12 protein-coding genes are annotated in these 13,513 nt (G+C 69.4%); 6 read left to right on the top strand and 6 right to left on the bottom strand.

Going from position 1 to position 13,513, the window contains the following annotated elements; genetic code table 11:
- Nucleotides 1–94 precede the first annotated feature (94 nt).
- Genes VGD28_RS16255 through rpmF form a run of 3 tightly spaced genes read right to left on the bottom strand, consistent with a single transcriptional unit; the run spans nt 95 to nt 2,308 of the window.
- On the bottom strand, nt 95–1,075 hold the full coding sequence (locus VGD28_RS16255) for a beta-ketoacyl-ACP synthase III (RefSeq protein ID WP_414714514.1): 981 nt from the start codon (nt 1,073–1,075) through the stop codon (nt 95–97).
- Complete coding sequence (plsX, locus tag VGD28_RS16250) at nt 1,072–2,103, bottom strand: phosphate acyltransferase PlsX (protein ID WP_331029399.1); 1,032 nt, start codon at nt 2,101–2,103, stop codon at nt 1,072–1,074. The genes VGD28_RS16255 and plsX overlap by 4 nt, the downstream gene beginning before the upstream one ends.
- A gap of 25 nt (nt 2,104–2,128) precedes the next feature.
- On the bottom strand, nt 2,129–2,308 hold the full coding sequence (rpmF, locus tag VGD28_RS16245) for a 50S ribosomal protein L32 (RefSeq protein ID WP_066572698.1): 180 nt from the start codon (nt 2,306–2,308) through the stop codon (nt 2,129–2,131).
- Between the two features lie 211 nt (nt 2,309–2,519).
- Between rpmF and VGD28_RS16240 the strand changes: the two genes are divergently transcribed.
- Nucleotides 2,520–2,951 (top strand): MAPEG family protein, encoded by a 432-nt coding sequence (locus VGD28_RS16240; RefSeq protein WP_331029398.1) that lies wholly within the window; start codon nt 2,520–2,522, stop codon nt 2,949–2,951.
- A 58-nt stretch (nt 2,952–3,009) separates the two neighbouring features.
- Here VGD28_RS16240 and nudC read toward each other — a convergent pair whose 3' ends face one another.
- The 3 genes from nudC to mutY are packed head-to-tail and all read right to left on the bottom strand — an operon-like array spanning nt 3,010 to nt 6,259.
- The gene (gene nudC, locus VGD28_RS16235; protein WP_331029397.1) at nt 3,010–3,885 is read right to left on the bottom strand and encodes an NAD(+) diphosphatase; all 876 of its coding nucleotides are present in this window, start codon (nt 3,883–3,885) and stop codon (nt 3,010–3,012) included.
- Entirely contained in the window at nt 3,885–5,201 is a 1,317-nt protein-coding gene (locus tag VGD28_RS16230; protein WP_331029396.1) for a serine hydrolase domain-containing protein, read from the bottom strand. The genes nudC and VGD28_RS16230 overlap by 1 nt, the downstream gene beginning before the upstream one ends.
- Nucleotides 5,198–6,259 carry an A/G-specific adenine glycosylase gene (gene mutY / locus VGD28_RS16225; RefSeq protein ID WP_331029395.1) on the bottom strand — a complete coding sequence of 354 codons (1,062 nt, stop codon included), beginning with the start codon at nt 6,257–6,259 and terminating at the stop codon, nt 5,198–5,200. The genes VGD28_RS16230 and mutY overlap by 4 nt, the downstream gene beginning before the upstream one ends.
- A 27-nt stretch (nt 6,260–6,286) precedes the next feature.
- Here mutY and VGD28_RS16220 point away from each other — a divergent pair, with 27 nt between their 5' ends.
- The 5 genes from VGD28_RS16220 (at nt 6,287) to VGD28_RS16200 (ending at nt 13,410) form a co-directional block, all read left to right on the top strand.
- Complete coding sequence (locus VGD28_RS16220; RefSeq protein WP_331029394.1) at nt 6,287–6,799, top strand: DUF721 domain-containing protein; 513 nt, start codon at nt 6,287–6,289, stop codon at nt 6,797–6,799.
- Nucleotides 6,799–7,509, top strand: a complete 711-nt coding sequence (locus VGD28_RS16215; RefSeq protein WP_331029393.1) for a DsbA family protein — start codon at nt 6,799–6,801, stop codon at nt 7,507–7,509. Before VGD28_RS16220 ends, VGD28_RS16215 begins: the two co-directional genes overlap by 1 nt.
- A 28-nt stretch (nt 7,510–7,537) precedes the next feature.
- On the top strand, nt 7,538–8,269 hold the full coding sequence (locus VGD28_RS16210) for a thioredoxin domain-containing protein (protein WP_331029392.1): 732 nt from the start codon (nt 7,538–7,540) through the stop codon (nt 8,267–8,269).
- A gap of 28 nt (nt 8,270–8,297) precedes the next feature.
- On the top strand, nt 8,298–11,711 hold the full coding sequence (gene smc, locus VGD28_RS16205; RefSeq protein ID WP_331029391.1) for a chromosome segregation protein SMC: 3,414 nt from the start codon (nt 8,298–8,300) through the stop codon (nt 11,709–11,711).
- A 355-nt stretch (nt 11,712–12,066) separates the two neighbouring features.
- A complete protein-coding gene (locus tag VGD28_RS16200; RefSeq protein WP_331029390.1) occupies nt 12,067–13,410 on the top strand; it encodes a glycoside-pentoside-hexuronide (GPH):cation symporter in 1,344 nt (447 codons plus the stop codon).
- The last annotated feature ends 103 nt before the right edge of the window (nt 13,411–13,513 follow it).

The raw sequence follows: 13,513 nt of genomic DNA, 5'->3' as shown, positions 1-13,513 counted from the left end.
AACTCTCCAACTCCGGCAACGTCACTGTAACACACGGATATCACAGCGCAACCGCCGTTACGCTATCGTGACGAGCGGCGCGGCGGCGGCTGTGTCAGAACCGGACGACCGATGCGCCCCAGGTAAAGCCGCCGCCCATCGCTTCGAGGACCAGCAGGTCGCCCCGCTTGATGCGCCCGTCGCGCACCGCAGCGTCCAGTGCGAGGGGCACCGACGCCGCCGAGGTATTGGCATGCTGGTCGACGGTGACGATCACCTTCTCGGGTGCAAGGCCCAGCTTCTTCGCGGTCGCATCGAGGATGCGGGCATTCGCCTGATGGGGTACTACCCAATCGACATCTCCCGCCTCCAGCCCCGCTGCCGCGAGGCTCTCGCCCATCACGCTGGCGAGATTGACCACCGCATGGCGGAACACTTCCTTGCCCTTCATCCGCAGCTTGCCGACCGTGCCGGTGGTCGAAGGGCCGCCATCGACATAGAGCAGCTGGTTGTGGCGCCCGTCGGCGTGCAGCTTGGTCGCCAGCACGCCACGGCCACCCGCCGCCGCGGTCTCCTGCGCCTCAAGCACGATCGCGCCGGCGCCGTCGCCGAACAGCACACAGGTCGCGCGATCTTCCCAGTCAAGGATGCGGCTGAAGGTCTCGGCGCCGATCACCAATGCCTTATGTGCGCTGCCCGCGCGGATCATGCTCTCCGCCACCTGCAGCGCATAGAGGAAGCCCGAGCACACCGCAGCGACATCGAATGCGACGCAGTCATTGATCCCGAGCGCCGCCTGCACCTTGGTCGCGCTGGCGGGAAAGGTCTGGTCGGGGGTCGCGGTCGCCAGCACGATCAGGTCGATCGCCGACGCATCCACCCCGGCGGCCGCCAGTGCGGCTCTCGCCGCGTCGGTCGCGAGCGTCGCGGTGGTCTCACCCTCGGCGGCAATGTGGCGGAACCGGATTCCGGTCCGCTCGACGATCCATTCGTCGCTGGTATCCACTTGCTCCGCCAGCTCGGCATTCGACACCCGGCGCGGCGGCAGGGCCGATCCGGTTCCGGTAATCACGGCGCGGCGCACCAACTCAGTCATGCAGCTTGGGCCTCGAAATTACCCAGATCCTCGGCGATCCGGCGCGTCAGATCGTCACGCACCATCTTTGCCGCAACCCCGATCGCGGTATCGACCCCAAGCTCGTTGGCGCTGCCATGGCTCTTCACCACGATGCCATTGAGACCGAGAAAGACCGCGCCATTGTGGTTGTTGGGGTCGAGATGATGGCGCAGCAGCTCGGTCGCCGGGCGCGAGATCAGAAAGCCGATCTTGGAGCGGGTCGAGCTGGAAAAGGCGCGGCGCAGCAGATCGGCGACGAAGCGTGCCGTGCCCTCGACCGTCTTGAGCGCGATGTTGCCGGCGAAGCCGTCGCATACGATCACATCGACATCGCCGCGCGACAGGGCATTGCCCTCGATGAACCCGGTGAAGTTGAGCGGCAGGTGAGTCGCGGCACGCAATTGCTGCGCAGCGTCGCGAATGATGTCGGTGCCCTTGAGCTCTTCGGTGCCGATGTTGAGCAGCGCGACGCGCGGCGCCTGCAGATCGAGCACGGTGCGCGCATAGGCGGCGCCCATCACCGCGAACTGGATGAGGTTGCGGCTGTCGACCTCGGTGTTGGCGCCGAGATCCAGCATCACCACGTCGTTGGCGCCGAGCGTCGGCATGCGCGCAGCGAGCGCGGGCCGATCGATCCCGGGCATGGTGCGCAGCGCGAGCTTCGACATCGCCATCAGCGCGCCGGTATTGCCCGACGACACGGCGGCGGCAGCCTCGCCCTTCTTCACCAGATCGATGGCGACGCCCATTGAGGTCACCTTGGCGCGGCGAATCGCCTGGCTCGGCTTTTCCTCGGCGGTGACGATTTCCGGCGCGTGGACGATTTCCGACGCCGCAGTCAGGTTGGGGTGCGACTTGAGGCCCTCGCGAATCGCGGCCTCATCACCCACCAGCAGGAAGCGCATCCCCTCGAACCGGCGCCGCGCGCGTGCGACTCCGGCGAGCATGACCGCCAACCCCTCGTCGCCGCCCATCGCATCGACAGCGATCCGCGCGCTTGAGGTCATGGCTGACGGCCCCCGTTGTTCGAGTTCAGCCCTCGACCGAGACGATTTCGCGGCCGTTATAGTGGCCGCAGGCGCCGCACAGCACGTGGGGGCGCTTGAGTTCACCGCAGTTCGGGCATTCCTGGAACGCCTCGACCTTCAGCGCGTCGTGCGACCGGCGCATGCCGCGGCGGCTCGGCGAAACTTTTCTCTTGGGGACGGCCATTTCGGCAACCTTCTTGGATTCGTGTCGTCAAAAAACTGGATCGCGATACGCTTGGCGCGGGGAACGGGCAAGCGCCGTGGTCCCGGCACTCGCCGGACCGCCGGTCAGGCCTGTCGCGAAGCGAGCGAGCGCCTATACCGATTTCCGGCCAAGTTGCAAGGCGGCGCGCGGCGTGGCACCGCATGGCGGTCAAAAGGGGGAACCGATACCGATGGACGCGATCATCCTGCCCGTGGCGCTCGCCACCACCGCCGCCTGCGCAATCCTCAACCTGTGGCTTGCGCTGCGGGTCGGCATGGTGCGGCGATCGGAGAAGATCTCGATCGGTGACGGCGGCAGCCCCAAGCTGATCGCCCGGATGCGCGCGCAGCTCAATTTCGCGGAATATGCGCCGCTCGTGGTGATCCTGATCGCGCTGATCGAGCTGGCGGTGGGCACGGTGGACTGGCTGTGGTGGGTGGCCGCGCTGTTCGTGGTCGCGCGGATTCTCCACCCCTTCGGCATGGACGGATGGAAGCCCGGCCGGGCGATCGGCATCCTGCTGACCTTCGCGATCCTGGCCGGTCTCGCCCTCTATGCTGCGAGCATCCCCTATTTCGGCATCGGGGAAAGCGAGACGATCGAGCTGATCCAGGCGGGCTAGGGTCGTTTTCAGCTTCGCTGAAACGGCACCGGCCCGCGCCGCTTGACTGAAAACGATTCTAGCCTTCCCCGATCCAGGCGCGCAACAGCGTGTGCGCGATGGCGTAGCGCGGCGGCGCGCCGAAACCGGCATCCGGGTGCCCGTCGAGCGCCGCCCGGACCTCGTCCCGCGTCACCCAGATCGCATCCTCGAGCTCGTCCGCATCCAGGGTCAGCGAATCGCCCTCCGCCTGCGCGATGCAAGCGATCATCAGCGAAGACGGGAACGGCCAAGGCTGGCTGGCAACATAGCGAACATCGCGCACAACGACGCCGGCCTCTTCCAGCGTCTCGCGCGCCACCGCTTCCTCGATCGATTCGCCGACCTCGACGAAACCGGCCAGCGCCGAATAGCGCCCCGCAGGCCACGCCGCCTGCCGCCCCAGCAATGCGCGCCCGTCATGCTCGGCGAGCATGATCACTACCGGATCGGTGCGCGGGAAATGCTCGGCGGCGCAAGAAGGGCAGCGCCGCGCCCAGCCGGCGCGAAACAGCTCGGTCGTGGTGCCGCATGCAGGGCAGAAGCCGTGGCGCTGGTGCCAGTCGACCAGGCTGCGCGCGCAGGCATAGAGCCCCGCCTGATCGGCGGGCATCAGGCCCAGCATCCGGAACAGCGCCGGCGATCGCGCGACGCCGTGCCGCTCGTCCATCGCCAAGGGCGCGAAATGCGGCTTGCCGGCGACATAGCCGAGGAACAGCGGCTCGCTGCCTTCGGGCAGGTCGGCAAGGCTGGTCCAGACCAGCTGCCCCGCGCCGTCGATCTCCGGCTCCAGCCCGTCGAGCTTGAGCAGCCGCGCGCGCCAGTCGCCGAGCGCTGCGGCCAGCGCGTCCGGGTTGTTGCGCTCCCGATCCGCACGGTCCAGCACCGCGCCAGTGAAGCCGACCTCAAGCTGCATCAAAACCCCAGATCGGCATAGACGGCTTTGACCGCGTCGGCGCGCAGCGGCCATTTGTCGCTGGGGAAGTAATTGACCATCACCGTCGCGCGGATCTTGTTCGTGGGATCGACCCAGGCGATCGTGCCCGCCGCACCACCCCAGCCATAGGTGCCCTTGCCCGGCCCGCCCGGCACTCCTTCGAGATAGACCGAGCCGCCCGCGCCGAACCCCATCTTCGGCGCGGTATCGCCGCCGCTGCCGCCCGGCGCGCGATCGAACACGACTCCCGCGGGCAACAGGTTCGACATGGCGAGCCGCACCGTTTCAGGCTTCATCACCCGCACCCCGTCGAGCGCGCCCTCGCTCACCAGCATGCCGAGGAAGCGATCATAGTCGCGCGCCGACATCACCAGCCCGGCGCCGCCATAAGGGAAGGACGGCGGCGCGGCGAAGACCGACCCCTCGCCGGGATCGATGGGAATCCGGTTCTCGCCGGTCCACAGATAGTTGGTCGCGAGGCGGCCGGTCTCGCTTGGGGGCACGCTCCAATAGCTCGACGTCATCTTGAGCGGGGCGAACAGCCGGGTCTGCACGAACTGCTCGAACGGCATCCCGCCGGCGACCTCGACCACGCGCGCGAGCACGTCGAGGCTGATCGAATAGCTCCACTTGGTCCCCGGATCGGCGATCAGCGGCAGCGTCGCCACGCGATCGGCGAATTCCTTGAGCGAACCCGGCCGCACCTTGCGCAGATTGGGCTCGACGCCCGGGTTGAGCGCGGCAGGCACGATCCCCAGCCGCTCATATTCCTGAAGCAGCGGCCCCTTGGTCACGATGGTGTAGCCGAGGCCGGCGGTATGGGTGAGCAGGTGACGTATCGTCACCGGCCGCGCCGCCGGGCGGGCGGCAAGGCTGTTCGCCGGATCAGTCAGCACCTTCATCGACTTGAAGCCGGGAATGAAGTCGCTGACCGGCTGGTCGAGCTTCAGCTTCCCGTCCTCGATCAGCATCATCGCGGCGATGCCGGTGATCGGCTTGGTCATCGAATAGACCCGCCACAGCGAATCGGGGCCGGCCTTCGCGGCGTCCGCGCCATCGGCGATCGCACCCGCGGCAGCGAAGAGCGGCGGCCGGTTCCCCTTGGCATAGGCGACGACGATGCCCGGCGCCTTCCTGTCGGCGACATAGGCACGGGTCAGCGCCGGAACGGCATTGGTGGCGGCCGCCGCGTCCCGAGGGGGCGGTGAGGTGGCAACCTGCCCGAACGCGGTGGCACCCGAAACCGCGGCGATCGCAAGCGCCGCAACGCCGCCAGCCAGCCAGAACCGCTTCATTCGCTTCTCCTAATCGCCTTCACCGCCTTGGCGAACAGGGTCGGGAGCCCAGCCGATTCGAGATCGGCAATCGGCCACCATTCGCCGTCCGCGGATTCATATGCGATGTCTATGTGACTGCCGATCGTTGCAGTCGCAAGCGCGGCAACCAGCTCGAAATGGGTGAAGACGTGCCGCACCGTGACGTTGCGCAGCGTCCAGCCGGCGGCGAAGGGCACAGCCGAGAGCGCCGGGGGAGACTCGGCCCAGGGGCCGGTGGGAAGCGCGCGCATACCGCCGAGCAGCCCCTTTGCCGGGCGGCGAACCAGCAGCACCCTTCCGTCGCGCTCGACCCAGAAGAAAGTGCCGTAGCGCAACGGCCGCGCCTTTTTCGGCGCCTTGACCGGAAAGGCCTCGGGCGTTCCCGCGGCACGCGCGTCGCAACGGCCGGCCAGCGGGCAGAGCAGGCATCTGGGCGCGCGCGGCGTGCAGATCGTCGCACCCAGATCCATCATCGCCTGTGCGAAATCTCCGGCGCGCAGATCGGGGGTAATCGAGTCGGTGAGATCGCGGATGCGCGGCTTCGCACCCGGCAGCGGGTCGGTCACCGCGAACAAGCGCGTGACGACACGCTCGACATTGCCATCGACGACCACCGCCCGCTGATCGAAAGCGATCGCCGCGACCGCCGCCGCGGTATAGGCGCCGAAGCCCGGGAGTTGGCGCAGCTCGGCTTCGGACCGCGGGAGATCGCCGCCATGCTCGCTCGCGACGGCGCGCGCGGCGGCGAGCAGGTTGCGGGCGCGGGCATAATAGCCCAGCCCCGCCCAGGCGCTCATCAGATCGGCATCGTCGACTGCGGCGAGGCTCGCGAAATCGGGCCAGCGGGCCGTGAACTTCTCGAAATAGGGGATCACCGTAGCGACCTGGGTCTGCTGGAGCATCACCTCCGACAGCCACACGCGATAGGGGTCGGGCGGCGGGCTTCCCGGCGGCGCGCGCCACGGCAGGATGCGGGCATTGGCATCGTACCAGGCGAGCAGCGGGTCGGCGATATCGCGAGAAGCGTTGTCGGGCACGCCCCGGCTATGGCATGGACTGACGCGATGAGTAAGCCGCGCGCCACGACCGAAGAGCCGAAACGCAGCAACCGCCTCCGCCCGGTGGCCGAGCTGGTGCCCGATGTCGGCCGTGTCGCGTTCCGCAAGTTCGGCTTCGTTCAGAGCGCGGTGGTGCGGCGCTGGAGCGAGATCGTCGGCGAGCGCTATGCCGGCGTGTCCGCCCCCGAATCGATCCGCTTTCCCCGCGGTGAGCGCGCCAATGGCGTGCTCAACCTGGTGGTGCAGGGCGCGCATGCGCCGATGATGATGCATATCGCGCCGGAGATCATGGAGCGCGTGAACCGCTTCTTCGGCTATCCCGCGGTCGCCCGCGTCGCGATCCGGCAGGGCGAGGTCGCGCGCGCGCCGGCCCCCGCACCCAAGCCCGAGCCCGCACCGGTGCCGGTCGAGATGGGCGAAAGCCTGCGCGGCATCGCCGATCCGGAATTGCGCGCGGTGCTCGAAGGCCTTGCTGCTGGGGTCGCGATGCCGGTGCTCAAGCTTGGAAAGATCGACTGATGCGCCTTTTCCGCCTGTCCCTCGCCCTGTTCGCAGTTCCGCTGCTCACCGCCACGGCCCCCGCGCAGCAGGCGAAACCCGCGGCCAAGGCGCCGCAGGCCCGCGACTGGCGCACGCACGTCGTGCAGACCAAATCGGGGGCGATCCTGACCGGCAACCCCGCCGCCAAGGTCAGGCTGGTCGAGTATCTGAGCTATACCTGCCCGCATTGCGCGCATTTCGTCGCCGAGTCGAAGGCGCCACTCCATGACGATCTGGTCCGCCGCGGGCAGGTGCGGGTCGAATTCCGCCACGCCGTGCGCGATCCGCTCGACATGGCCGCATCGCTGCTCGCGCGTTGCACCGGCCCCAAGGGATTCAGCGGCGCCACCCAGGCGATCTTCGCCGCGCAGGAGAGCTGGTTCGAGCAGGGCAAGACGTGGTGGCAGGCCAACGGCGCACGCATTCAGGAGCAGCCGGAGCTGGCCCGGATCAAGGCAGCCGCAAGCGGTTCGGGCCTGTCGGCGCTGATGCAGAAGCGCGGCATGTCCGCGGGGGCGATCGACCGCTGCTTCGCGGCGCCCGGCGACCTCGACAAGCTGACCGCGATGACCAAGGCGGCATGGGCCGTGATCCAGGGCACGCCGAGCTTCACCGTCAACGGGAAGGCCGTCGCCGGCAGCGACTGGGCCGCCCTTCAACCCGAACTGCGCGCCGCGGGCGCGCGCTGAACCAAGTTTCGAACGGAGAGAGAAACTGATGCGTATTGCGATTGGCCTGGCGTCCGCGATGATCCTGGCGGGCTGCGGCGGCGGCGGCGAAGCCGGCAACACCACCACGCCCGCCGCGCCGGTGGCGGGCACGGCCGCGCCAGCAGGCACGCAGTGGACCGACAAGGTCGAGAAGACCGCCGAGGGCGGCTTCCGCATGGGCAACCCCGATGCGCCGATCAAGCTGATCGAATATGGATCACGCACCTGCGGCCATTGCGCCGCCTTCGCCAACACCGGCATGGAGCCGCTCAAGGCCTATATCGCGGCGGGCAAGGTGAGCTTCGAGTTCCGCGACTTCCTGCTCAACCCGATCGATCTGGGCGCGGCGCTGCTCGGCCAGTGCGCGGGCCCTGGCCCGTTCTTCGCGATCATGGACCAGATGTACGAGGAGCAGCACACGATCCTGCAGAATGGCCCGAAGGAGGGTGACCCCTTCATCCAGCAGGTCGAGGCGATGTCGCCGGCGCAGCGCACCGCGGCATTGGCCGAGAAGTTCGGCTATCTCGCCTTCGTCCAGCAGCGCGGCGTGCCCGAGGCGCAGGCGCGCCAGTGTCTGGCCGATCAGGGTGCGATCGATGCGCTGGTGAAGGGCAACGAGGCCGCCCAGAAGGAATATAACATCCCGGGCACGCCGACCTTCATCCTCAACGGCAAGGTGCTCGAGAACACCGGCACCTGGCCGCAGGTCGAAGCGGCGCTGAAGGCCGCCGGCGCCTGATCGCGGGCCGCGGGGGCGGGGCCGGACGATGCAGATCAAGCGGCTCCGCCTCACGGGGTTCAAGAGCTTCGTCGACCCTGCCGACCTGCGCATCGAGCCCGGGCTGACGGGGATCGTCGGGCCGAACGGCTGCGGCAAATCCAACCTGCTCGAGGCGCTGCGCTGGACGATGGGCGAGAACAGCGCCAAGTCGATGCGCGGCGCGGGGATGGAGGATGTGATCTTCGCGGGCACCGCGACGCGTCCGCAGCGCGACTTCGCCGAGGTCTCGATCTTGGCCGAACAAGCCGGCGGCGAGGATGACGGGGAGCTGGAGGTCGTCCGCCGGATCGAGCGCGGCGCGGGATCGGCCTATCGCATCAACGGGCGCGACGTGCGGGCGAAGGACGTGGCGCTGCTGTTCGCCGACTCCGCCACCGGCGCACACTCGCCCGCGCTGGTGAGCCAGGGGCGGATCGGCGCGATCATCCAGGCCAAGCCCGGCGAGCGGCGCCAGATGCTCGAGGAAGCGGCGGGCATCTCCGGCCTGCACGTCCGGCGCAAGGACGCCGAGCAGAAATTGCGCGCGACCGAGGCCAATCTCGTCCGGCTGGATGAGGTGATCGGGGATCAGGAGGCGCGGGCGTCCGCGCTCAAGCGGCAGGCGCGGCAGGCCGAGCGCTATCGCGAGCTTTCCGACCGCATCCGCACCGCGGAGGGGCGGATGATCTTCGCGCGCTGGCGCGAGGCGGCGGCGGCAGCGGATGCCGCCAAGAAGGAGGCGGCCGCGGCCGAGGCGCTGGTCGCCGAGCGGACCGCGAAGCAGGAAACGGCGCTCGCGGCGCAGCAGGAAATGGCGGAAAAGCTGGCCTCGGCGCGGGCGGCGGCGCTGGCGGTGCGCGACCGGGCGAGCGAGGCGATGCACGCGCTGGCCGGGCTGCGCAGCGAGCGGGCGAGCGTCGAGCGGCGAATCGCCGAACTGGGCGAGAGCGCGGCGCGGCTGGAGGCGGACAAGGGGCGCGAAGGGGCGCTCGCGCGCGACGCCGCCGAGGCGCTGGCGCGGCTGGAGGAAGAGGCCAGGGCGCTCGAGGTTCGGATCAAGGATGCGGAGGGGCGGATGCCGTCGCTCGAGTCCGCGCTGGCGAGAGCGGAAGGAGAATCGAGAGACGCCGAAGTTGGTTTGGCCCAGTCTCTTTCCGCGCAGGCAAGCGAGACTGCGGAGACTCGCGTCGCCGAAGCGGCATTCTCCGCCGCGAAGGCGCGAGTGGAACGTGCCGAACGCGAAGTTTCCCGCGTTGCGGCCGAGATTCACGCGCTGGGCGACCCCGCCCCGCTCAAGGAAGCGCGGGCCAAAGCTGCGGACGACAAGGCCCGGGCCGAGCGCCAGGCCGAGACCGCGCGCACCGGCCTTGCCCGCGCCGACGCGACCGAGCGCGGGGCGATCGAGGCGCGGACGCGGGCGCAAACCGCGCGGGCGGGCGCGCATGCCGAGCTGGCGCAGCTCGACAGCGAAGCGGCGGCGCTGGCCAAGGCGACCCGGCCGAGCGGCAAGGACCGGCTGCTCGACAAGCTCAAGGTCGATCCGGGCTATGAGCGCGCGCTGGCGGCGGCGCTGGGCGACGATCTGGAGGCTGGGCTCGACCCCGGGGACGAGCGGCATTGGGCCGGCGCCGAAGCATTGAAGGCCGACCCCGGCGCAGTGCCCGGCACGACGCCGCTGGCGCGGCATGTCGAGGCACCCGCGCTGCTCGCGCGGCGGCTGGCGCAGGTGCTGGTCGCGGAGCGCGACGAGGGGCAGCCGCTGGCGGTGGGGCAGCGGCTGGTGACGCTGGCAGGCGTGCTGCGGCGCTGGGACGGCTATGTCGCCAGAAGCGGCGGCGCGGCCGCGGCGGAACGGCTCGAGCGCGTCAACCGGCTGCGCGCGATCGACAAGGCCCGGCCCGCGGCGGTGCGCGCGGTCGACGCCGCCGAAGCCGAGCTGACGCGAATCGACGGCGACATCGCCGAGGCGCGGCGCGCAGCGGCCGAATGCAAAAGGCTGCTCGATCATAGCGAGCCAGCGGTGCGCGTGGCGGCGCGAGCCGAGGATCGCGCGGCGGCGGCGCTCGAGCGGCTCGACGGGCAGCGCGCCGATCTCGAGGCGCGGCGTGCGCGCACAGCGGCCGAGCTGGAGGAAGCCGGCGGCGAGCTCGGGCGCGCGGAAGCGGCGCGTGCGGCGCTGCCCGACGGGAGCGCGACGCGCGCCAAAGTGGCGGCGCTGACCGCCGAGGCCGAGGCGAAGCGCAACGCGGCCGCCAATGCCCGCGCCGAACGCGGCAATCTGGAACGCGAGCTGGCGGCGGCACGCGAGCGGCTGGCCGCTTCGATTGCCGAGAGCAGGAGCTGGCGCGCGCGGGCCGGAGAAGCGGCGAAGCGTATCGCCGAGATGGACGCGCGCGCCGTAGAGCTGACCCAGGCCGCCGAGGCGCTCAAGGACAAGCCCGCGCAGCTCGACGAAGCGATCCTGCGCGCGGAGAAGGCGAACGAGGAAGCGCGGATCGAGAGCGCCGCGGCGCAATTGGCCGAGCGCGAGGCGGAAACCGCGTTGCGCGGCACCGAAGGCGCGGTGCGCGCCGCCGGAGAGGCACTGGCCGAAGCGCGCGAGGGCCGGGCGGGTGCCGTGGCACGGCACGAGAATCAGGAGATGCGCCGGATCGAGATGGGGCGGCTGTCGGGCGAGCGCTTTGAATGCCCGCCGCCGCTGCTGCCCGAGCGCGCCGGTTTCACCGAGAACGAGGTGCGCGGGCCGCAGGACGAATCGGCCGCGCACGACCGGCTGATCGCCGAGCGCGAGCGGATCGGACCGGTCAACCTGGTCGCGGAAAGCGAGCTGGCCGAGCTGACCGCCAGCGCCGAAGCCAGCGCAAGGGAGCGCGACGAGCTGATCCAGGCGGTGCACCGGCTGCGCGGGAGCATCGGCACGCTCAACCGCGAGGGCCGTCAGCGGCTGCTCGCGGCGTTCGAGGCGGTCGACCAGCATTTCCGGCGGCTGTTCACGACGCTGTTCAACGGCGGGCAGGCGCATCTCGAGCTGGTCGATTCGGACGATCCGCTCGAGGCGGGCCTCGAGATCATGGCGCAGCCGCCGGGCAAGAAGCTGCAGTCGCTGACGCTGCTCTCGGGCGGCGAGCAGGCGCTGACCGCGGTGGCGCTGATCTTCGCGCTGTTCCTGACCAATCCGGCGCCGATCTGCGTGCTCGACGAAGTCGACGCGCCGCTCGACGATGCCAATATCGAGCGGTTCTGCGACCTGCTCGAAGCGATGACGCGCGAGACCGCGACCCGTTACCTGATCGTCACGCACAATGCCGCGACGATGAGCCGGATGCACCGATTGTTCGGCGTGACGATGGTCGAGCGCGGCGTCAGCCGGCTGGTGTCGGTCGATCTTGGCGGGGCGGAGTCGCTGCTGGCGGCGGAGTAGCAGGGCATCGCGGTAGGGTGAGACCCGTCCAGGTCGCTGATCGGTGGGATCGGTTCAGCTGTATTCGTCATCCCCGCCCTTCGGCTGCCTGCAAGGCAGGCGCTCAGGATAAACTTCGACCAAAGGTCGAAGGCGGAGATCCATTCTGGCTGACCCAGCAGATCGAGCCGCATCGTTGGCGATAATGGATCCCCGCCTTCGCGGGGATGACGAAGCTGGAATATGAGTTCCCCAACCTTAGAGATCGATTCGTCTTGTCATCCCCGCGAAAGCGTGGGTGACGAAGAAAGGCTGAGACGTTGGAGCTGGCGAAGAGGATTGAACGAAGCCGTTTCTCAACGGCAGCGGCGCGATCGTGATACATCCGGCGACCCCTGCCCGCCCTTCCCGCGTGCGGCTGACCCTGTTCGCGTTCGGGGACTTCGCGTTCAATCTCTACTGGCAGAGCGCGATGCTCTTCCTGCTGTTCTATTATACCGACGCGCTCGGGCTGCCGGTGCGCGCTGCGGCAACGATCTTCATGATCGCATCGGTGTGGGACGGGTTCGCGAATTTCGCCGCCGGGCTGCTCGCCGACCGGCGCGAGCCCAGGGGCGGGCTGGGGCGGCTGGTCGCGATCGGCGGCGTGCCGCTGGGGCTGGGCTTTGTGCTCGCCTGGCTGCCCCCCGCGCTGCCGGGCTGGTGGGGGATGGTCGGCGTGTTCGCGGGGCATATCGCGTTCCGCACCGCCTATGCCTTCATCAACCTGCCCTATCTGGCGATGAGCGCGCGGGTGAGCGCGGACAGCCGCGACCGTGCCTATGTGGCCGGGGTGCGGATGCTGTCGGGCACGCTGGCGGCGGTGGTGGTGGCGCTGGGGACGGTGCCGGTCGGGGCGATGCTGCTGGGGACGAAGACGGCGGCGGACGCCTATCTTGGCGCCGCGCTGCTGTTCGCGGTCGCGGGGGCCGCGATCCTGGCGTGGATCGGCCTCACCTATCGCGAGGCCGACGTGCCGGAGCGGCGCGAACCGGTGCCGGTATGGGCGGCGCTCAAGGCGATCGCGGGCAACCGCGCCTTCGTGACGCTCAACCTTGCGATGGTGGCGATGATCGTCGCCGTGACGATCCTCAACAAGTCGGTGCTCTATTATTTCAAATATTTCCTGGGAGACGAGGGCGGCGGGCAACTGGCGCTGGCGTCGATGAGCGTGGTCAGCGCGGTTTCGGTGCCGTTATGGATGCTGCTGCAGCAGCGGCTGGGAACGCGCGCGCTGTGGTTCCTCGCCGCGGCGGGGGCAATGATGGGCCTCGCGCTGTTCGCGGCGTTCGACATCCACCGTGCCGGGGTGATGCAGGCCTATCTGATGGCGATGCAGGCGATGATCGTCGGCCTCAACTTCGTCTTCTGGGCGATGCTGCCCAACACGATCGAATATGGCGAGCAACGCAGCGGCCTGCGCGTCGAGGGCGCGGTGTTCGGGATGGCGGCGCTGCTGCAGCGGGTGGCGATCGGGATCGCCACTGCGATCATCGGCATCGGATTCGAGAATGCGGGCTATGTCGCCAATGTCGCGCAGAGCGGTGCGACGCTCACCGCGATGCGCATGACGATCGCGCTGGTGCCGCTGGGCTTCCTGGCGCTGTCGTGCTTGCTGATGGCGATGAACCCGCTGGGTCGCGGGGAGCATGCACGCATCGTGCGCGATCTGAGAGGGTAGGATGGATCGGATAATCCTCCCCCGCCAGGGGGAGGTGGCAGGCGCCGCCTGACGGCGGGGGAGGACATCCCAACAGTTGCGGGCGTCCTCCCCCTCCGTCGCC

The organism is Sphingomonas sp. (genome assembly GCF_036402235.1).
Classification (GTDB): Bacteria; Pseudomonadota; Alphaproteobacteria; order Sphingomonadales; family Sphingomonadaceae; genus Sphingomonas.
Note: the sequence above shows the minus strand (reverse complement) of the source record. Positions and strands in the feature narration are given on the sequence as shown.